This is a genomic window from Stenotrophomonas sp. TWI819 (assembly GCF_039673075.1).
Taxonomy (GTDB): Bacteria; Pseudomonadota; Gammaproteobacteria; order Xanthomonadales; family Xanthomonadaceae; genus Stenotrophomonas; species Stenotrophomonas rhizophila_B.
In genome coordinates, this window is sequence record NZ_JBDJKY010000001.1 from 60,380 (window position 1) to 79,119 (window position 18,740).

The following is an 18,740-nucleotide window of genomic DNA, read 5'->3' on the forward strand; positions in this document are numbered from 1 at the left end:
GGTTGAATACCACGTATTGTTCTATATCTGGAACTTCGGTATGCAAGACCTCAACGACCTCTACTACTTCGCCATGGTGGTCGATCATGGTGGCTTCGCCGCTGCAGAACGCGCGCTCGGCATCCCCAAATCCCGCCTGAGCCGCCGTATCAGCCAGCTGGAAACCGACCTGGGCGTCCGCCTGCTGCAGCGCTCCACGCGCCGCTTCGCGGTGACCGACGTCGGCACCAGCGTGCATCGCCACGCGCAGACCATGCTCGCCGAGGCCCAGGCCGCGCGTGAGGTGGTGGATCGCCTCAGCGCCGAGCCACGGGGCCTCGTGCGCGCCAGCGTGCCGGTCTCGCTGGCGCAGATGCAGCTGCCCAAGCTGCTGCCGATCTTCCTGGCGCAGTACCCCAAGGTGCGGCTGCAGCTGAACATCAGCAACCGCCGCGTGGACATCATCAACGAAGGCTACGACGTCGCCCTGCGCGTGCGCTCGCGCCTGGATGACGATGGCAGCCTGGTAATGCGCAGCTTCGGCCAGGTGCAGGAACTGCTGGTGGCCAGCCCCAAATACCTCGATCGCGCCGGCCGCCCGAAAGACCCGGACGAGCTGACCAATCACGTCACCCTGAGCATCAGCGAAGACGAAGCCCGTCAGCGCTGGGAACTGCACGGCCCCGAAGGCGCGGTCCGCCGCGTGGACCTGCAGCCGCGCGTGGCCGGCTTCGATTTCCCGCTGCTGCAGAGCATGGTCAAGGACGGCTTCGGCATCACCATGCTGCCGGAAACCGTCTGTGCCGACGCCGTGCGTAATGGCGAACTGGAAGTGGTGCTGCCGGACTGGTCGCTGCCGCAGGGCATCTGCCACGCCGTGTTCGCCTCCCGCCGCGGCCTGCTGCCGGCGGTGCGCGTGTTCATCGACTTCCTGGCCGAACACCTGCCGCCGCAGCTGGAGGCTTCGCGCCTGGACTGCGGTGGGGCATGCGAGCGGGCCAAGGAGAAGATCAAGGCCAGTGCCTTGGGTGCGTTGGCGGTGGATGCGGGGTGAGCCGCGCGGGTCTTGGGTAAACCGGGCCTGTCATGCGAGAATGCGGCCCCGGCCAAGCGCCGGACCGCACACCGGAGAGATGGCCGAGCGGTTTAAGGCACCGGTCTTGAAAACCGGCGAAGGGTCATTCCTTCCGTGGGTTCGAATCCCACTCTCTCCGCCATATCATCGTAAGTAATTGATTTATATGATTATTTGCATGATTTGATTGATTGTTAAATGGGACGCAAGTCGGGACACATCTCCCGCATGCGCATCCCTCACAATCTCGTTCGAGCTGCCTCTGGCCACTACTCTTTCCGTCAGCGTGTTACTGGTGATCTACACGCAGTTGTGGGTCTTAGGCTCATCAAACGCGCTCTAAACACTGCCGACACTAGCTGCGCTCGTATGCGCGCAACCGTTCTCGCGTCAAGCTATGCTCAGGCCTATGACTTGCTAAGAGAACGAAGTGTGGAGAAGTTCGGTAAAAAGGATCTGGAAGATCTTGTTGAGCGGCTGAGCAAAGGTGCAGATCGAAAAGATCTCACTCTGCATCGGACTCAAGCCGCCGATGGCACGATCACAGAGCGGTGGCAGATGGATAGCGAGGAAGACGTAAAGCTCTTCCGTCAGGCGCAAGCCCAGGCGAATGCTGCGGAAGTCGCAGCAATCGGCGTCCTTGATCCCACTCCCGTTCGGCGGACACACGCTTCTCGACCCCAAGTCACCGAAACCATTAGCCTCGAGAAGGCTCGCGATGCGTGGCTTGCAAGCATCAAACCGCGCACGCTACCGAAGACATACACGATCAAGCTTGCGGCAGTGGAATCGTTGGTTTCTTTCCTTGGACCGAAGTCCAAGCTCCACACTGTGTCCCGACCTGACCTGGCGCGCTGGTATCAGCACCTTCGCGACAACGGTGCATCTACGCCAACGCTTACGCCGAAATCCAGAAAAAAGAAAAAGAACTTCGTGATGCTCTGCAAAAGCTTGAGCAGGACAAGGAAAAGTTGCTGGCTGCCGAGGCAACGAAGCACTTTGAAGACATCCACAGCAAGATGTCTGAGTTCTTCCAGCACTTCACTGCCGAACAAAAGGCTGAATTGAAGTCGTTCTTCCCGTCTGACAAGGTGCGCGGAGCCAAGAAGGGCGGTAAGCAGTCCCAGGAAAAGGGCAGTGTGCAGCCCAAATATGAGCTGCCGACCGGCGAGAAGTGGAGCGGTCGTGGCCGCACCCCGATTGCCTTCCAGGAGTGGAAGAAAGCGAATCCGGATCACGAATATCCGGCATACCCGCACAAGTCCTGATGTCTCATTGAACCTAGGAAAGCCGGCAGCAATGTCGGCTTTTTTATATGCCGCGAATGACGAACGAGAAGGCTGAGCAAGAAGGCTTTAAAAATGCCTTGGAGTCGCTCTTTGCCGATCCCAAAAAGCGCGAAGAGATCTTGGCTAAACAGGATTATGCGTCGGTGCGCAGGAAGCTTCATGCGATGAGCGGTGATGCGTTATTCACTCTGTCAATGACAGCATTCTTCCGGGGCATCACAAGCAGCGCTTTACGAGAAGCCCGTAAGAAGTGTGACGATCCGTTCTCCGTTTCAAAAAGCCACTCGGCTCGCAAAGATCAAATCTTGCGATGGTGGGCCACGGTCTTAAAGAAAAAGAGCGGGGTAGTTGAGGAGATTGAAGGTGGCGTTGGCCTCGATCTTCATCCCAGTCCGAATCTTTTCATTGTGTTCAAAGATAAGAAGACGGGTAGGCCGGTTGTTCTTTGCAATAGCTTGATCACTTCTGTCTCAGACGAGCTCTTGTCAGACACCTTGCGGACTGGATGTCGTATCGTCGCCCTTGCGCCGGAGAAGGCTATCGAAAAGCCCTGGTCGGTGCATCAGGAAAAGGCTGCGTATATCCAGGCGTATCGTAAGCATCTTGAAGCCCAGCATCGGGAGAAGCTCCTATGGCTGGATCGAAAGCAGGCGCAAAGTAAGTCGCTCGCTGATCGGGCTGAGCTTGATGCTTCAACGGCAAGAAGCTAGTTGCACCTACCCAAGTTCTTCTGGTTGACACCAGGTGTGACGGAATTATAAATACCTAAATTATTGCCAATTCTGGATTTTCTGTTTTGTTGGGTCTAACTCAGCAAGTCAGGAGATCCAGTGCGGTATAAGCGAGATCAGAAATATCATGCAAGAGAGCGGCATCTATACGCTCTCAAGTTTAAAGATGGTGCAGTCTACATCGACCAGACGGTTGACATGGAACGCAGGCGCAAGGAGCACGAATCAATTGCTGGTGGTTGGCCAAGCGCTTTCGAGTTCCAACACCTATCGACGATTCAGGGCACCCAGCTTGACGCTGAAGATCACGAGAGGGCCTGGCGCTATGTTGCAGCCTCACACGGGCATCAGATCTTTGGCAAGCCACCTGGGATCGTTGTGGATTGCAGGCGTCAGCAGACGCCTAATAGCTTAAAGCTCGCGAAGACCCTGCGGTGGCCTGATCCAAGAATGCCAATGAGCCAGCGGGTCTGGAAGGTGGTCCACACTGCCTTGCTTAGATTAGGTCGCTAAAAAGTGTGCTTCGACAGTTTATTGCACGAGCTATAAATAAGCATGTAGTCCAATTAATATAAGGAGCACTACATGCAAATAAAATTATCGTTGGGAACAGAGTATCGAGTAACATTGCTAGACAAGAACGTTGTTGTATTGATTGTTCATGGCACGAAGCCAGGTGTAGTTCAGTTCACGCTGGATGGCATCTACTGGGAGCGTTCGGACATAGAGTTCCTGCAATGGAGCAAAATTGAGGAGGGGATTGGAATAGACTAACGGTCAAGAAGTGAAGTGGTTGAACGCTAAGTTCCCACTTCACGGACTGGGTCCGCACCGCTAAGCTCGCCCGATGCTAACCGTCCTTCATCCCGAGCTTTACCACCAGGTCTTGAGCTACCCAATCGGCATCATGGCTGCGCCTGATCCTGATGGTGGCAATCCCTTCCTCATCGTCAAGGCTCACAAAGAGTTCCTTCTCGCGGCCAAGATCAGCGGCTTCATCAAGGTCTATGTGTGTCCTGCGGACCTTGGCGGACGAGAGACACTGGCATTGGTCTTCGCGTTCTTCGACGACGAAGACGAGCCCTTGAATATCCTCACGCCGCTGGTCGATGACGTCGAGAGTCGCCAGCTGCTGGCGGCCCTGAAGAGTCCTTCCGTCAACGTCCACTTCTTCGATGAGCATGGGCGCGAGTTCTTGGTCTACGAAGCGGAGATTGTTGTCCCAGAAGTCACAAGGGGCCGGCTCGATGGGCTGAGGCTGCTTGGCTCGGACTTCGTCGAGGCTCAGAACATGCTGCATGGAGTCGGCGACTGGTTCGGCCTGCGAACCTCCCAGGACGACGAAGAGGCACTGACAGTCAGGCTTGCCCACGCCCCGTTTGGAGAGAGTCTTGCCATCCAGGATGCTCGGTATCCGCTCCATCAACATCATGGGGCAAAGGGATACAGCATCTCCACGTTAGAGAGGGAAGAACCTGGGAACTTTCAGGAGGAAGACATCATCAAGTGCTTGGCGATGTGCTTTCCCCAAAGCCAGATCTACCACGGACCACTACGAACAACTGACAAGGAAGAGATTTGTGACGTCTTGGTGGTGACAGATGATCGAGTGCTCATCATCCAAGCCAAGGACAGTCCAAACGTTGAGCGCATCGCAAAGCAGAAGCTCAGTCGGAAGCAAACCAATGCGATGACCGCTTTCAAGAAAGCTGTGGCACAGGTTCGGGGTGCACAAAGTTACATCAAAGCAGGCAACGGAACGCTTCGATACGTCCTCAATGGCGAAGAGAAGTCAATCGATATCAGTCAGAAGCAGCTCTTTGCGATCACGATCATCAAAGAAGTCTTTGAGCGAGAGAGCGAAGAATACGCGAATATCCTCAATGTGCTGATGGTGGAGCGCAGCATCCCTTGCTACGTGATCTCTTATGGCATGTTCTTTGAGCTCTGCTATCGAGTCCATGACCCTGACAAGTTCTTTCAGTTTTCAGAAGAAATGGTTGAGAGCATCAAGAATCTGCAAGACCTCCCTGTGATCAACTTCCACTCCTAGTCCACTTTAGAGGCTATCCTTAATCTTCTAGGAAGTTTTTTCAGTTCTTTTGAACTTACAACTGGTGGGGGTGGGCAGTGGCAGACTGGCTTGGCGAAGCATTGGAGACGGCGAGAGACCCGTTCGCCCTGATCGTTAAAGGACCCCGCGTCCTTGCAGAATGGATGGATCAAAGACGCGAGAAGCGATACCAAGAGTTCATCGATGCGGCACGCGTAGGGGATGTTTTTCCTGAGAATGCGGAAGCCATGACTGCTGAGGATTTGGTAGCAATCATGCGATCCCTCGAACAGGACATGGAAGCAGAAAAATCTGTTCTTTATGGTCGTCTTGCACGAACTATTGCGCTTGGGCGAATAGTGTTGTCAGAGCGGCGGCATTTCATCAAAGTCCTACGCGAGTTGAGCTTTCACCAAGTCGAGCAGCTCAGGAGCGCACATGTGTCCACGCTCTTCAATCTCCATCCGGGTTCTGGTAGCGGAAGGATGGTGCCAAAGGACTTCCTTGCATCACTTGTTGAGCATGACAAGCTGCAAATCGAGCAGTTGGGCCTGTGGGTTAAAGACAGTCTGTCGCCCACAGGGAAGCGCTTGGTTGAAGCTTGTTACTTGAAGGATGAACTCACGCCCCAGGCCATCGGTGCTCGTGAGTGGGTAGATGGGATGCTCGACATCATCTGCAACGAAATCGGCGAAGGAGAATGCTCTCGATTTATTGATGAGGTGACGATGGTTGGGCACGGGCGCTTGGTCAAGGTTAGAAATCAGGCCGCTTTCCGATCCAACAACACGATTTCTTCGTTGTTTCCGTCATCGATGGCCGTGCTTCTATATTTTGATCCTTCCAAGCTTACGAGCCAGTGGAAATTTGTTGAGGAGCGCATTAGGCCTGGGACAGAGGTGGTCACCGCATCTTTTGATGACGGTTCATCTCGCGAACCTACGCTTTCAAGCTATCGCCACTTCAACCTGGCAAGCGGTATTCCCATCGTGGCATCCGAGATCATTGACCATTTTCTTGCCGCTAAGTCGGGCGAGCGGTGATCAATGGAGCATCTATGGAACTGGATTCATCACAGAAGACTCCCATTCCTTAGAAAGCTCTACTAGCGCTTCGTGTGCCGTGAGAAGGTCGTGGTGAGCCTTCTTCAAGTGGGGAATGATCTCCTTGAGTTTGATGGGATCCTGAGTCCCAATTCCCCATGAAAAGGAACCATCAGCATGCTTGGTCCACTCAGTGTGCTCCGTCAGCCCAATGACGAGCTGGCGAGGCGCGCCGTGCTGAAAGCTGTTCCGGAAGTGTCCGCTTGCCTCGTTGAGTTCCTGGGCCTCAAGGAGGGTCAGCTTCTCTGCTAATTCCGGCCACGCTTTCCAATTCTCAGCCACGGACTTTGCAACCTTCATGGTCACATGGGTGCTGCCGTCCCAGCGAAGCGGCTGCCCGATGATGCTATTGGTGAGTGCGCCACACTCGACCGTGGCGTAGATCATTTGCCCTCGGATTGCTTGTGTTGCCGAAATGGCGAGATTGGCAAGCGGCTCAATGTGCGCAATCGCGAGGGAAAAAATCTGCTTGCAATCTAGGCCTTCTATCACCAGATCCCATGCTTCAAGATTGCGTATCATCTGCCCGAAACTGTTGATCTGGTTTGCAATTTCTTTCATGGCCCTCGATAGGGCGTTATCGAGCACCATGGCTGTCCCTGGGATGCTCTCAAAGCTACCAAAGGGTGGGTAATAAGGTGCGTGCGCGAGCTGCGGAATGTGATGCCTGATGGCCAAGAACATTTTGTATCTCGCAACTTGAAAGCTGTCAGCCCCATGTAGCTGAGAGTCAATTTCATTCAGCACCAGGTTGCGAATACGAAAGCGTTCCATGTCATCCATCATGAGCACCTTATGCTTTTGGGGTGGGGTCTATCTGACCCGTTGCCGTCATCGGGGAAGTTGTGATCGATGGGGCGGCCGGGCCATTTCAGGCTGATCCTACCTCACGCGAATGAGCTGCTTCCAATCAGTGGTGTAAGCCGGTGAGAGCATGTTCCTCTTGACTGACCAGGCGGGCTTTTCAAGGGTCTTGTTCTTGGGTCTCCAAGCCGTAGAAGCAAAGCCCATAGAGCCCCGGCCGAACTTCTGGTTAGTCCGGTCCATCACTTCCATAATGGCCTTGCTGCGCTGGTCGATCCCTGCAAACAGATCCCCCTGCTGGACATCCATATGGCTCAGATCGAGCAAGCTGACACCTGCTTTCTTGTAGCCGTAGCCTGGACGGAACATGGCCTTGGCCAGCCCCTGGGCGACCATCAAAATTTCCCTGGTGTCAGCAGACGGCATCAGCAGAAGAAACGACTTTGATGGATTGTATTGCGGCAGATTTTGCTTGAAAGGGTTGGTCTGGATGAAGGCCCAGACACCCGCTGCTTGCAGCTGTCTTGAACGAAGCTTCTCGCAAGCCCGTTGGGCAAAAGTGGAAATGGCTTGCATCAGCTCGGTTTGTGACGTGATGTCTTTGCCAAACGTGCGAGACACCATAATTTCTTTGCGTTGCGGCTCGTGTTCTTCGAGATCTGCACACGAGATGCCTTGCAATTCACGCTGCGTGCGTGCCAGCACAACACCATATCGAGAACGCAGAGTGTCTACGTCAGTGGCAGCGAGATCACCTGCGGTCAGGATGCCATCCGCACCCAATCTTGCAGTGAGCTTCCTTCCCACACCCCAAACATCCTCAACTGGGTATGTGAGCAGGGCAGGGTCGTCAGGCATCGTCGTAACGACACCCGAAATGGAGGACTTGGCCCTCTTGTTGCTGAGCTTCGCCAGCGTCTTCGTCGGTCCAATGCCTACACATGAGGGAATGCCGGTCCACTTCAAGATACGAGCACGGGCTTCGGCTGCGAGACGCTCGTGATCCTTCGACGGGATGCCAGTCAGATCAATGAAATTCTCATCGATGCTGTATTGCTCGATGGCAGGAAAGAGGTCTCTCAAGATCGAAGCGATCCGGCCGCTGATGTCACCGTAAAGCGCGAAATTTGCAGACCGAAAAGTGATCTGCCGGCGCACTTCTGGTGGGATCTGGTGGATCGGCGCACCCATCGGCACACCGAGCTTTTTGCTCAATGCATCTCTGGCAATGACACAGCCATCCCCGCTGCTTGCCACACACACAGGCTTACCGCGAAGCCTCGGATCGAAGCTTGCTTCAACAGAGCAGTAGAAATTATTTCCATCTTGCAGGGCAATGGAGCTATTCGGCTGATGTTGATCGCTCATTGGGGCGTGTCGCCGAAGAGTCGATCTACTTCCAGGCGATCCTGATCGGTGTAGATTTTTCCGTGATAGCGCTCAGCGAAGTCCATTGCTGTCCGCAGGAATTTATGATTGACGGCGTTGCACTCGCCGATGCTGCTGTCTAGGAAGATGGCGAAGGCAAACCCAGCACGCACTGCAAGCTCACCCATCTCTTCCAACACCGCTCGAAGAGCTGTGATGTCCGGGAATGGACCGCACCTACTGTCCATGCCTTTTGGGCGAAGCATTGCAAAGCCATCTACGCTTGGATGCGCGGCGTAGTGAGAGAACTTCTTATAGATCTCTTCTCTGCGGCTCTTGCCCTTGCCCGCCGCCTTGTCCAGCTCCTTGCGCACCTTTCCCGGTGTAAATTCCCTGATCAACGTTGCCTGATCAGCGACTTTCCAGCGTTCAAGCTGTTGCATGTCTAGTTGGAAAAGCTCGACGAGCTCCGAGGTCTCGATAACGTCTCGCATGACCATCACGCCGGCTTGGTAGTAGCCCGAGAGGGAAAGTTTGATGGCAGATGCAAAGGCGTTGAACACCCGAATTCCTAGGTGACTAATCGCCAGCTCATCGCTGTTAGCAGTGAAGTGCTTTCGGAGCATGTCCAGCACGTCCATCGCTCGATGAGTGATTTCGAGATGGACCAGCAAGTCGGGAGTGTTCTCAATGGCCTGGATTGCAAGTCCTCGAAGACGCTCTTCTTCGCCGTGAAGCGTGATGAAGTTGGTCGCTATCGTCTTCATGGCTTAACGCCTCAGCTGCTTTTTAAAAGACCAGGTCACAACACCCCAGACATCAAGCTCGATGTCTGGGGACACCAAGATCGGAGGGTGGTCCGGGTGTCCCGAGTGGAGCGCCAGACGATTCCGGCTCATCGCAAGCCGTTTGACCATGAATCCCCCTTCCCACAGCACCAGGACAATGTCCCCGTGCTTGGGTTCCAAGCTGCGATCAACGACGAGGGTGTCGCCTTGGTCGATCCCGAGCCCAGTCATGCTGTCCCCTTCCGCTGTAGCGAAGAACGTAGCCACCGGATTGCTGATGCAATGCTGATTGAGGCAGAGCGTGTCCTCAGCCCCGAAGAAGTCCTCCGCAGGGCTTGGGAAGCCGCAAGAGACGCGCATACGCAGGACGGGCAGTGCATGGGTAGGTGCGGTGGCGCTGAAAGCGCCCAGGAGGCTTGGAGGGGCGATGGGGTGCATAGTGGGAGAGTCCGAGAAAGCTGAATCACGGGCTGAGACTGACAGGCCTCAGCATGCTGCTACGGCGCTAGCTTAGAACTGAGTTAGTGAAATTACTAACAAATTCCCTAAGTCATTGATGAAGAAGGACCGGCCCGATGCCTGCGAACCTGAATACGCTGGAAGCTCAACTCAACGCGCTTGAAACCGACCTTCCCTTGCTGATCCAGGCCCACTCCAGCTCGGGCGACTTCTGGGCAGTCTTCGCAGGCCTGGCAGACGTCATTGAGGACAAGGCGGGAGCTCATCAGGAGTTGGTCGCTCAACGGATCAGTGCCATGCTTAGGAGGCATGGCATCGGCTTGGAAGATGAGCCGGGCTAGGCGGTCTAGGGAAGAGGGCGCACGTATGGACATGGAAGAATCGAAGACTGTGGTGGTCTATCGCCTGATCACTTCCAGGCTCGTAGATACACGGCAGGCCTACGCGATTAGCAAAGCACTCAATCTTGCATTGGCTGAAGACAGCCCCAGGCGACTGACCGACCGGCTCAGCGGTTTGGAGGACGTCACGCTGCCCATCCTTTGGTCATGCCAGCTCGCAACGTTCGTCGGGCTAGTGGCAGTGTTAGAAGACAGCAAGGGGAGTGCTTCGATCCCCGAGCTCGCTCGCTTGATCCGAGCAGATGGCACAGAAGTGCCGGCAGAGCTAGAAGCAGAGGCTGCTGTGATCTACGAGAAATATCGCGTCTTTCGCAACAAGCTCTTCTCTCATAATTCGACGCAGCGCGAGCAGCATCGAGAGCTCTTTGACGAAGCTAAGATCAGCTGGGAGCAGCTTGATGCCGACTTCGATGCAGTGACGCGATTACTTTTCCAAATTGCGGACAAGAACCAAGAGCTTTCGCTCGAATTCGCGCCACTCATGGCGTTCAATGATGTCGAAGCGACTGAGGCTTGCATGAAAAAAATTCTGTCAGAACTCGGAGCATAGGCAATGTGCTACTCAGCGGAAGTTTGGACGGACTATCACCGCTATGTCGATCAGTTCAATGCTGACGTCGACATCAAAGAGTTCGCTAAGCTCTACCTCGCTCGCCAGAGTTCCCCGAAAATCAAAATACCGAAGGGCATGGATCGCGCCTTCGACAAGCCGAAGACCGATCTGGAAAAGCAGATCCAAGAGCTTGTCCAGGACTACAAAAGCAGCTTGATCAGCGACAGCTAACAAGAGATGTTCAAGCAGGCAAAGCGCTTGGCGGATGCTGAAAGGAAGCTTGCAGTCAAGGAGACGAAGACGGCACTCAACGAGCAGCGCATTGCAACGAACAAGATCAAGCAAATGAAGCGATGGATCGCTGGCGCTAAGCGCGTTGAGCTCGATCCCGTCAAGGACAATCGCATGTGGCCGGACTGGTATGTGCCCGTGCTGATTCCTGAGCACGGGAGGCTTGTCGTTCGGCCAATGCGTTATCACTGCCGTCCCGCTGGCAAACCCGTCAGCGTTGACCGCACAAAGGATGGCAAGGTCTCGGGCACTTACAACGCTCGCCGGGACAACTTGACCCGATTTTGGCGCAAACAATTTGGCTACACCCACGGCCTCATCGTTGCCAGCCAATTTTATGAGATGGTCGAACGGGACGGTGTCACGCGTGAAGTTCAGTTCAACCCCAGCACGCATGAGCCGATGTTCATCGCGTGCCTGTGGTCACACTGGACAGACCCCAAAGGTGAAGCGCCTGATCTTTACAGCTGCGCTGCCGTGACTGACGATCCGGAGCCTGAGGTTGCAGAAGCAGGGCATGACCGCACCGTCATCAATCTCAAGCCAGAGCACATCACGGCTTGGCTCAATCCCGACCCAAATAATCTACAGAGCATGGAGGACATCATGGACGATAAGCAACATCCCTTCTACGAACACCGGTTTGCTGCATGATTATTCGCAGAATTCTTTCGTTACGAGACGCCCATGCACTTCGTGCACGACGCGAACGTCTGAAAGCCCTTGTGAAAAAATCTAAGATAGTGACGAAATTCCGCATCCTTGATCTTGACAGCGAGACCATTGAGGAGATTCGCTGGGCGTTGAATGATGACTTTGCTTACTGGGCTGCACTCTGCAATGAAGTAGGTAAGTTTGGCGTATGGGGTGCGGTTGGAGCGAAGTCGTTTCGTTCAATCGGACTTAGGATTGGTAGCCTGGATGCTGGTCACATTCAGAACTTTGCTTTAATTGACCAAGGGACGGAGCTGCAAATCGGCCATTTCGCGACATCCAAGATGCAAGATCGCAAGGGGTTTGGCACAGCACTCTTGCTTGGTCTCATGAGAAACGTAAAAGAGCACCATCCTCGGTGTAAGACGGTTACCTTGCTGGGCGGCGGAGAAACGGGTGTGGGCATCGCTCATCTGGCTAAAAAGTTCAACGGGGCACGGTTTCGAGGGAAGGGCGACGTGGCTGAGCGATATAGGATCGTGATTCCGTGACGAGAAGCCATGACAAGTCGTTGCAAGTCAATAACGCTTTAAACCGTGCGGGCGAAATTCGTGGGCGATTGCAGTTGGCTGAGCATGCAACCCTTGCTCACCGAATTGCCGTATCCCTTCTCGCTGCGGCTTATGATGATGCACGAGCAGCCACCCTCTTGATCGGGAACTATGGGCCGGACCTAGTTGGCAGCGCGCTGAGTCTGGTGCGGCCCATGAATGAGAAGCTGAGGCGAGGCTGTTGGTTCTTCCTTGGGGCGACCGAGGAGCAGGCTGACCAGTTCCTCACGCATGATCGACTTCCGCCGTCCAACGTGATGGTCGAAGCCATAGAGCGAGAAGAGCCGTTTCGAAGCTTCCCTATCTTTTCCATGCAACACCAAAACGGAATCAACCATCTGCATAGCTTCACACATGGGGGAAATCAGATTGCGCTGCCTTACATGGTCACCAACGAGATTGGTGCCTCATATGCAGATGTGGATGTTTTCCATGCTCTTGAGAGCATCGAAGCAATCGGGATCACTTCGGTGCTTGTGACAATCATGGTTGCGGGTGAGAGCAACCCTGAACTGGCGCAAGAGGTGCTGAATACGTTTGGTCGCGAGTTCAACATACCAACCGGGCCGAGCGGCTGACTCGCTCAGGCAGCACCAAAAATTAAGAATTCTAATATCGCGTTTCGTGCGCCAGGCGCGGATTGCCCCAACTGAGCATAAATAATGGAAGCGACAACACGAAATCTTAGGAAGCTCTTGGAACCTTCGGTCCAGTATCAAGTCCCGCTCTTCCAGCGTCCCTATGTGTGGAAGCAGGATGAGAACTGGATGCCTCTTTGGGAGGATATCGAAGCGCTGTTGGACAAGCATCTCTACCAGGGCAGTGCCCACCCGCACTTCCTCGGGGCAGCAGTGTTTGAGCTGGCAACCAGCCAGTCCGGTGCTGTGCAGACCCGCTTGGTGATTGACGGCCAGCAGCGTTTCACCACGTTGCAGCTCTTCTTGATGGCTGCACGCAACCTCTCCCGGAAGGTGGGGAGTGAGAAGCAGACTCATAGACTTGGCGCGTTGGTTGAGAACGGTGCTCTCGATATCGATGAAGAGGTAGAGAAATACAAGCTTCTCCCCACAAATGCGGATCGAGCTGCGTTCATGGCTATCCATGCCTGCTCGTCTGACGATGAGGTCAGATCTCTGGTCAAGGCTGACAAGACCCTGGCTGAAAACCGACTGGTAGAGGCTTATCTCTTCTTCGCTGCGAACATTGCTGCTTGGGTCAATGGCGATGATGTGGATGTGGATCGCGCCGATGAATTTGCAGAGACCAAGCCGGAAGATCGCATCGAATGCATCTGGAAGGTCGTAACCGAAGGGTTGCTCCTAGTTGTCATCGACCTCACTGCTGGGGACGAGAGTCAGTTGATCTTTGAGACGCTCAACCACCGGGGCGAACCGCTCCTTCCTGCCGACCTGATCAAGAACCTCCTGTTCCGTAAGGCGATCCAGCAGCCAGGGGCTAAGGAGGGAGACGTTGAAAAGCTCCACGAGAAGCACTGGCGTCGGATCGATTCCGATTACTGGCGTGAGGAGGTGACACAGGGCCGGTTGAAGCGGCCACGAATCGATCTCTTCATCAACCATTATCTGAGCATGATGCTCAGAGAAGAGGTGCGATCAACGCACCTGTTCAACGAATACAAGCGCTTCTTTGAGAACTCGGCCGATGTGTCGGTGGTCGGCATTGATACGCCAAAGAGTCCGTCAGAGCACATCATCCAGCTGGCGAAGTTTGGCGACATCTTCCAGGAATTCTACAGCCCAGATCATCATCCAGAACTTGCCTTGTTCCTGCGTCGCTTGAGCGCCATCAACACTGCAACTGTCTACCCGTTCTTGCTCTACATTTATGCGCGGTTGATGCCGGACAACCGAGCTGAGTTCAACAAGATCCTGGTAGTCCTCGAATCGTTCCTGATGCGTCGATGGATCGTCAATCTCACACCGAAGAACTACAACCGATTCTTTATTGACCTCATCAAGGCAGTAGAAAGGTCGGGCGAACTCACGGCAAGGTCCGTGAGCGAGCAGCTGATCCGTGGTGTCGGTGACAGTAGCAAGTTCCCCACAGACGATGAGCTGCGTGTGGCGGTGTTTGAGAAGCCGCTCTACACCAGTCGCACTGTCACCAAGTCCAGGACGGTGCTGGAAGCGCTGGACGACCGTTTCCGGTCGGGAAAAAGCGAGGCGCTCACCATGCCTACAAATCTCACGGTCGAGCATGTCATGCCCCAGTCATGGGAGAAGCATTGGCCCCTTCCTGCCTCATTGATTGATGATGTCGAGAGGATCAAGTTCGCTGCGCGGCGCAACCTGCTGATCCACACCTTGGGCAACCTCACACTCATCACGGGCGAGTTCAATAGTGGTCTCCAGCACAAGGCCTGGGGCGAGAAGAAGCCGGAGTTGCTGAGGTATTCGAAGCTCAACCTAACCCAGTATTTCCACAGCGTAGAGTCCTGGGGCGAAGATGAGGTCCGTGCTCGCGGTGAAGTGCTCTTCGCTGAGATGGTGAAGATGTGGCCTGTGCCTGAGGGCACCGCATGAATCCGGAGAACCGTGTTTGCGAAGGCTGTGTCGGAGATGCTTTTCTCGCACAGATCATCGGTGCTAGCAACCAAGTTGAAAATTGTGACTACTGTGCAAAAGAAGGCCCCACAATCAGTTTGGAAGAGCTGGCTGACAAGTGTGCTGCTGCCTTTGAGACCTTCTATGAAGGCACTGCTGACACGTATGCGGTCGTCTATCATGATCGCGACCCGGCAGGCGACGATATTCGCTTCTGCTTAGAGGAACTGGCAGGGGTAGAAGACGAGCTCAATGAGGATCTGGCAGAAGTTTTGCTCGGCCGCTTGAGCACTGGTGATCTTGACGAAGCCGATCCGTTCTACATCAGAAGCAGTCAGCTCGGGGGTGTGATTGGGGATCAATGGGAACGGGTCTCACAGAGTCTTAAGCACGAGGCAAGGCTCATCAATCCTGACGTTGTGGACATTTTCAATGTGGTGTTCGGCCAGATCTCAGAGGATGTGACCGCTGAGGGCTTTGACGTGTTCGTATCTGCCGGGCCGGGGAAGAGCGTGAGTCATCTCTACCGGGCACGCGTGTTCCAAAGTGACGGAAAGCTTAACGAGGCTTTGAAACATCCCGAGCGAGAGCTTGGTCCATTGCCGATAGGCGAGGGAAGAGCTGGAAGGATGAACTCTTCGGGTGTTTCCGTATTTTATGGAGCAACTGACGCGACTGTGGCGCTTGCCGAGGTTCGCCCGCCAGTGGGAAGTAGGGTGCTTGTTGGATCCTTTGAAATCATGCGCGAACTGAGGCTCTTGAACCTTGATGAGTTGGGTCGCTTAGTTCCATCCCCCTCAAGAAGTCTGTTTGATCCTCTGGCCAAGGCCGAACATGCTAGGTGTGATTTCCTGAGGTCGCTTACGCAACGCCTCACTATGCCTGTGATGCCTGAAAACGAAGCGCAGGATTACTTGATCACACAAGCGATCGCTGACTATTTGGCTACACATCGAAGCGTTTCAATTGATGGAATCTACTTCAAATCCGCGCAAGGCGTAAAGAACAGGGAGCAAGAAGCTGTCCGCAATGTCGTGCTTTTCCATAAGGCATCTCGGGTGGATCGAGCTGAGATCCAATACAAATCCGGACGAAGTTCGCGGCTAATGGACAACGAAGAAGAATATGTATTCATGCAGCCGGAAATCATGTGGAATGGCATGGAGCCACATGATCGTAGGGATGGCTGGGAAGACTCCGACAACCGCGAGACAGCTCTCTTTCTAAACCTAAATTCGATGGAAGTAAGATCTGTAACGGAAGTTGAATACTCGTTCGACACGGATAAAGTTGGCTATCACAAATATGATGAGTCGAAGTTGCTCAAATTCAAGAGCCACGTTTAAGTTGGAAGACATGGGGAGGCGTTGATGCCTGTCATAAACGTTGTCGGTCCGAAGTCGGGTAGGTGCAACATCTGTGGCGCCGTAGGGCCTTTGACCGAAGATCACATCCCGCCTAAAGCGCTGGCGCAAAACATCGCCCTGCGACTCAACCATCTCGTTTCTGAGTTGGGTGCAGAGAAGGCGCCTCCCGGCACCAAGATGCCAGACGGCATCAAGTTCAGAAGCCTTTGTCAGCGCTGCAATGGCGTCGTGTTGTCACGCTACGACAAGGCCCTAGTGGCAATGGCAGACCAGGTGACTGCGATGTTGCGAACACCGATCCTGCTTGATGGATCGCAGACCGTTCGAGTCAAGCCGCAACTCGTAGCCAGGGCAGTGTTAGGTCACCTCTGTGCGCTAGGCATCGATCGCTCGTAAGCTCCCCCGTCAAGCAGGCATTTCTAAAGTAGAGCTTCTGGCGTGAGCGGTACGGTACTCGACGGGGCTCATGCCGCTGAGCGAGTCATGTGGACGAATCTCGTTGTAATCGATCATCCACCAATGGGCTGCCTCGCGTACGTCCACAAGGCGTGCGAAGAGGTGCTGGTCCAACACCTCCTCACGGAACGTGCGGTTGAAGCGTTCGATGAAGGCGTTCTGGTTGGGCTTGCCAGGTTGGATGTATCGCAGCGCCACGCCGCTGAGTTTGGCCCACTGGGTAAATGCTTCGCCCAGGAACTCAGGGCCATTGTCCGGCCGTAGAACCTGCGGTAATCCGTGATCACGTTTGAGCTGCTCGAACACGCGCACCAAGCGACCAGAGTTGAGTGATGTATCCACCTCAATATGCAGCACCTCGCGGTTGAAGTCGTCGACCACATTGAACGTTCGGAATCGTTTGCCACAGGCCAACGCGTCACTCATGAAGTCCATGGACCAGACGGTATCTGGATGCCTGGGAACATACAGCGGCACCCGCTCGCGTTTTGGCAGACGGCGCTTGGCCGCTCTTCTCAGGTTGAGCTTCATCGCCTTGTATACCCGATAGATCCGCTTCGGATTCCAGTCCGCTCGCTTCTTGCGTAGTTGATCGCTGCACTTCCAGAAACCTCGACTGGGCCGCTCCTCGACCAGCCGGGCCAATGCCGAGATCAACTCCGCATCGCGCACGGTCCAGTCCAGTGGCGGCGCATACCAGGCCGCACGAGACAAACCCACGTAACCGCAGGACCGGCTCAGGGGGCGCGCGTGCACCTCGGTGAGGAAACGCACTGCCTCACGCTTCTGACCCGGCCCTACAGTTTTTTTGCGATCAGGTCCTTCAGCGCCGCGTTGTCCAGCGCCATTTCCGCATACATGCGTTTGAGCTTGGCGTTCTCAGCTTCGAGGTCCTTGACTCGACGAAGCTCGGACGCCTCAAGCCCGCCGTACTTGCTCTTCCACTGGTAATACGTCGCCGTGCTGATGCCGGCCTGGCGACATAGATCCTTCACCGCAAGCCCGGCATCGCCCTGCTTGAGGATCGTGATGATCTGCGTCTCGGTGAATTTTGATGTGCGCATGCAACCTCCTGGCTGGTTAAAGATGCCAGAAAGTTCTACTTATCGGGTGTCTGGCTGCTGGGGGAGCTTACGGAGGCACGCCCGCGCCGAGTCGCGCCAGGAGACTGCCCCATGACCCGCTTGTAAGCGCGACTGAAAGCCGCCTGCGACGCGTACCCAAGACGCTCTGCCACTACCTCGATGGATAAGCTTTGCTGGCTCAGCCATTGACCCGCCAATTGCATACGCAGCTCAGTCACGTATCGCAGGGGCGCGGTTCCAATCACACTCTGGAACCGGTCTGCAAAGACAGATCGCGAGATGTTGGATTCTGCAGCCAGCGCTTCGACGGTCCAGTCACGCCCGGGGTCTCTGTGCAGGGCAAGCAACGACAGCGACAGACGAGGGTCGCGCATGGCCATGACCAGGCCGGATGCGCCGTCGCAACCGCGCTCGACCCAGTCACGCACGATCATGGCCGCGACGGCATCCGCCAGCCGGGCGAGTATGCCTGCATAGCCAATGCGTCCGGAGCACACCTCGCGCTTCATCGCGTCGACCATCGGCAACAGTCCAGGAAACGCAGTGGCGTTGCCATCGGCCAACATCACCGCCGGCATCAACTTGCTCAGCCCTTGCATGCCCCCCAGATCGAACAGCATGCATCCGTGGAACAGCACTGCGCTTGGCACGGCATGTGTACTCGGGCACGTGTCTATGCCGCTCACCGCGTCACCCAGTGGCGCTGCGTCGATCGTTTCCAGGCACTGGACGGGATGGTCCTCGCCCGAGACCAATGTGTGGCCTTCTCCGCGGGGAAGAAGCGCGACATCCCCGGCGGAGAGAGCGTGTTGGCTGCCGTCCGCGCCACGAAGAATCGCAGTGCCCACTGCCAGGTAATGGAAGTAGGCATGGCCCGGCTTCGGTGGAAATCCAAGCCCAAAGGTCGGCCCGGTCTGGATGCGTCGGTATTGAACGCCATGCAGTCGCATGCCGGTCAGCAGCTCGCTGATCAGGTCGGAGGGCTGGGACTGGTGTGGAGCGTGGCTCACTGAGGCGGCTCGGGGTTTCGATCAAAAATATAGGTTGGACAATCATAGATCATCCTGACCTGGCTCCCTAGACTCTCGGCTGCACCAATGCACTGGGAT

The 18,740-nt window shown here is 55.2% G+C and carries 21 protein-coding genes, 1 tRNA gene and 1 pseudogene; 17 read left to right on the forward strand and 6 right to left on the reverse strand.

What is annotated here, in order from left to right; all coding sequences use genetic code 11:
* Positions 1 to 40: 40 nt before the first annotated feature.
* The 8 genes and pseudogenes from ABE463_RS00280 (at position 41) to ABE463_RS00315 (ending at position 6,170) form a co-directional block, all read left to right on the forward strand.
* Positions 41 to 1,033, forward strand: a complete 993-nt coding sequence (locus ABE463_RS00280) for a LysR substrate-binding domain-containing protein (RefSeq protein WP_019184298.1) — start codon at positions 41 to 43, stop codon at positions 1,031 to 1,033.
* Between the two features lie 73 nt (positions 1,034 to 1,106).
* Positions 1,107 to 1,196, forward strand: a tRNA-Ser gene (locus ABE463_RS00285).
* An 86-nt stretch (positions 1,197 to 1,282) separates the two neighbouring features.
* Positions 1,283 to 1,465 (forward strand): annotated as a pseudogene (locus ABE463_RS00290) (DUF6538 domain-containing protein); the annotation flags it as partial.
* Between the two features lie 21 nt (positions 1,466 to 1,486).
* Positions 1,487 to 2,122 (forward strand): hypothetical protein, encoded by a 636-nt coding sequence (locus tag ABE463_RS00295; RefSeq protein ID WP_346467171.1) that lies wholly within the window; start codon positions 1,487 to 1,489, stop codon positions 2,120 to 2,122.
* Positions 2,026 to 2,322 carry an H-NS family nucleoid-associated regulatory protein gene (locus tag ABE463_RS00300; RefSeq protein WP_346466825.1) on the forward strand — a complete coding sequence of 99 codons (297 nt, stop codon included), beginning with the start codon at positions 2,026 to 2,028 and terminating at the stop codon, positions 2,320 to 2,322. The genes ABE463_RS00295 and ABE463_RS00300 overlap by 97 nt, the downstream gene beginning before the upstream one ends.
* Before the next feature lie 56 nt (positions 2,323 to 2,378).
* Positions 2,379 to 3,053 carry a hypothetical protein gene (locus ABE463_RS00305; protein ID WP_346466826.1) on the forward strand — a complete coding sequence of 225 codons (675 nt, stop codon included), beginning with the start codon at positions 2,379 to 2,381 and terminating at the stop codon, positions 3,051 to 3,053.
* A gap of 868 nt (positions 3,054 to 3,921) precedes the next feature.
* Complete coding sequence (locus ABE463_RS00310) at positions 3,922 to 5,127, forward strand: hypothetical protein (RefSeq protein WP_346466827.1); 1,206 nt, start codon at positions 3,922 to 3,924, stop codon at positions 5,125 to 5,127.
* 77 nt (positions 5,128 to 5,204) lie between these two features.
* Entirely contained in the window at positions 5,205 to 6,170 is a 966-nt protein-coding gene (locus tag ABE463_RS00315) for a hypothetical protein (RefSeq protein ID WP_346466828.1), read from the forward strand.
* A gap of 12 nt (positions 6,171 to 6,182) precedes the next feature.
* Here ABE463_RS00315 and ABE463_RS00320 read toward each other — a convergent pair whose 3' ends face one another.
* The 4 genes from ABE463_RS00320 to umuD all read right to left on the reverse strand — a co-directional run bounded on the left by ABE463_RS00320 (position 6,183) and on the right by umuD (position 9,628).
* Complete coding sequence (locus tag ABE463_RS00320) at positions 6,183 to 7,013, reverse strand: hypothetical protein (RefSeq protein ID WP_346466829.1); 831 nt, start codon at positions 7,011 to 7,013, stop codon at positions 6,183 to 6,185.
* 99 nt (positions 7,014 to 7,112) lie between these two features.
* Positions 7,113 to 8,402 carry a Y-family DNA polymerase gene (locus ABE463_RS00325; RefSeq protein WP_346466830.1) on the reverse strand — a complete coding sequence of 430 codons (1,290 nt, stop codon included), beginning with the start codon at positions 8,400 to 8,402 and terminating at the stop codon, positions 7,113 to 7,115.
* Positions 8,399 to 9,169, reverse strand: coding sequence for a hypothetical protein (locus ABE463_RS00330; protein WP_346466831.1), 771 nt, complete (start codon positions 9,167 to 9,169; stop codon positions 8,399 to 8,401). The genes ABE463_RS00325 and ABE463_RS00330 overlap by 4 nt, the downstream gene beginning before the upstream one ends.
* A gap of 3 nt (positions 9,170 to 9,172) precedes the next feature.
* Entirely contained in the window at positions 9,173 to 9,628 is a 456-nt protein-coding gene (gene umuD, locus ABE463_RS00335) for a translesion error-prone DNA polymerase V autoproteolytic subunit (protein ID WP_346466832.1), read from the reverse strand.
* A gap of 137 nt (positions 9,629 to 9,765) precedes the next feature.
* Between umuD and ABE463_RS00340 the strand changes: the two genes are divergently transcribed.
* The 9 genes from ABE463_RS00340 (at position 9,766) to ABE463_RS00380 (ending at position 16,486) form a co-directional block, all read left to right on the forward strand.
* Entirely contained in the window at positions 9,766 to 9,990 is a 225-nt protein-coding gene (locus ABE463_RS00340; RefSeq protein ID WP_346466833.1) for a hypothetical protein, read from the forward strand.
* A gap of 31 nt (positions 9,991 to 10,021) precedes the next feature.
* Complete coding sequence (locus tag ABE463_RS00345; RefSeq protein ID WP_346466834.1) at positions 10,022 to 10,600, forward strand: hypothetical protein; 579 nt, start codon at positions 10,022 to 10,024, stop codon at positions 10,598 to 10,600.
* A 3-nt stretch (positions 10,601 to 10,603) separates the two neighbouring features.
* Positions 10,604 to 10,834 carry a hypothetical protein gene (locus ABE463_RS00350; RefSeq protein WP_346466835.1) on the forward strand — a complete coding sequence of 77 codons (231 nt, stop codon included), beginning with the start codon at positions 10,604 to 10,606 and terminating at the stop codon, positions 10,832 to 10,834.
* A gap of 6 nt (positions 10,835 to 10,840) precedes the next feature.
* Positions 10,841 to 11,548, forward strand: a complete 708-nt coding sequence (locus tag ABE463_RS00355) for an SOS response-associated peptidase family protein (protein ID WP_346466836.1) — start codon at positions 10,841 to 10,843, stop codon at positions 11,546 to 11,548.
* Positions 11,545 to 12,099: a hypothetical protein gene (locus ABE463_RS00360; RefSeq protein ID WP_346466837.1), complete on the forward strand. Its 555-nt coding sequence runs from the start codon at positions 11,545 to 11,547 to the stop codon at positions 12,097 to 12,099. Before ABE463_RS00355 ends, ABE463_RS00360 begins: the two co-directional genes overlap by 4 nt.
* Positions 12,096 to 12,737 carry a hypothetical protein gene (locus ABE463_RS00365; RefSeq protein ID WP_346466838.1) on the forward strand — a complete coding sequence of 214 codons (642 nt, stop codon included), beginning with the start codon at positions 12,096 to 12,098 and terminating at the stop codon, positions 12,735 to 12,737. The genes ABE463_RS00360 and ABE463_RS00365 overlap by 4 nt, the downstream gene beginning before the upstream one ends.
* A gap of 117 nt (positions 12,738 to 12,854) precedes the next feature.
* The gene (locus ABE463_RS00370) at positions 12,855 to 14,702 is read left to right on the forward strand and encodes a DUF262 domain-containing protein (RefSeq protein WP_346466839.1); all 1,848 of its coding nucleotides are present in this window, start codon (positions 12,855 to 12,857) and stop codon (positions 14,700 to 14,702) included.
* Positions 14,699 to 16,069 (forward strand): RES domain-containing protein, encoded by a 1,371-nt coding sequence (locus ABE463_RS00375; protein WP_346466840.1) that lies wholly within the window; start codon positions 14,699 to 14,701, stop codon positions 16,067 to 16,069. The genes ABE463_RS00370 and ABE463_RS00375 overlap by 4 nt, the downstream gene beginning before the upstream one ends.
* A 90-nt stretch (positions 16,070 to 16,159) precedes the next feature.
* On the forward strand, positions 16,160 to 16,486 hold the full coding sequence (locus ABE463_RS00380) for a hypothetical protein (RefSeq protein ID WP_346466841.1): 327 nt from the start codon (positions 16,160 to 16,162) through the stop codon (positions 16,484 to 16,486).
* A 9-nt stretch (positions 16,487 to 16,495) separates the two neighbouring features.
* On the opposite strand, the gene ABE463_RS00385 is transcribed toward ABE463_RS00380, so the two are convergent.
* Positions 16,496 to 17,610 (reverse strand): IS3 family transposase gene (locus tag ABE463_RS00385; RefSeq protein WP_346466842.1). Its coding sequence is split into 2 segments (ribosomal slippage): positions 16,496 to 17,358 and positions 17,358 to 17,610, totalling 1,116 coding nucleotides; the frame shifts between segments, so codons are not numbered across the junction.
* Positions 17,611 to 17,645: 35 nt separating this feature from the next.
* Entirely contained in the window at positions 17,646 to 18,641 is a 996-nt protein-coding gene (locus tag ABE463_RS00390; protein ID WP_346466843.1) for an AraC family transcriptional regulator, read from the reverse strand.
* Positions 18,642 to 18,740: the final 99 nt, after the last annotated feature.

What these genes read in the sequence shown, in the direction of transcription:
- ABE463_RS00280 (WP_019184298.1), top strand. Translation starts at nt 41, where the DNA reads ATGCAAGACCTCAACGACCTCTACTACTTCGCCATGGTGGTCGATCAT.
- ABE463_RS00305 (WP_346466826.1), top strand. Translation starts at nt 2,379, where the DNA reads ATGACGAACGAGAAGGCTGAGCAAGAAGGCTTTAAAAATGCCTTGGAG.
- ABE463_RS00310 (WP_346466827.1), top strand. Translation starts at nt 3,922, where the DNA reads ATGCTAACCGTCCTTCATCCCGAGCTTTACCACCAGGTCTTGAGCTAC.
- ABE463_RS00320 (WP_346466829.1), bottom strand. Translation starts at nt 7,013, where the DNA reads ATGGATGACATGGAACGCTTTCGTATTCGCAACCTGGTGCTGAATGAA.
- ABE463_RS00325 (WP_346466830.1), bottom strand. Translation starts at nt 8,402, where the DNA reads ATGAGCGATCAACATCAGCCGAATAGCTCCATTGCCCTGCAAGATGGA.
- ABE463_RS00330 (WP_346466831.1), bottom strand. Translation starts at nt 9,169, where the DNA reads ATGAAGACGATAGCGACCAACTTCATCACGCTTCACGGCGAAGAAGAG.
- umuD (WP_346466832.1), bottom strand. Translation starts at nt 9,628, where the DNA reads ATGCACCCCATCGCCCCTCCAAGCCTCCTGGGCGCTTTCAGCGCCACC.
- ABE463_RS00340 (WP_346466833.1), top strand. Translation starts at nt 9,766, where the DNA reads ATGCCTGCGAACCTGAATACGCTGGAAGCTCAACTCAACGCGCTTGAA.
- ABE463_RS00345 (WP_346466834.1), top strand. Translation starts at nt 10,022, where the DNA reads ATGGAAGAATCGAAGACTGTGGTGGTCTATCGCCTGATCACTTCCAGG.
- ABE463_RS00350 (WP_346466835.1), top strand. Translation starts at nt 10,604, where the DNA reads ATGTGCTACTCAGCGGAAGTTTGGACGGACTATCACCGCTATGTCGAT.
- ABE463_RS00355 (WP_346466836.1), top strand. Translation starts at nt 10,841, where the DNA reads ATGTTCAAGCAGGCAAAGCGCTTGGCGGATGCTGAAAGGAAGCTTGCA.
- ABE463_RS00360 (WP_346466837.1), top strand. Translation starts at nt 11,545, where the DNA reads ATGATTATTCGCAGAATTCTTTCGTTACGAGACGCCCATGCACTTCGT.
- ABE463_RS00375 (WP_346466840.1), top strand. Translation starts at nt 14,699, where the DNA reads ATGAATCCGGAGAACCGTGTTTGCGAAGGCTGTGTCGGAGATGCTTTT.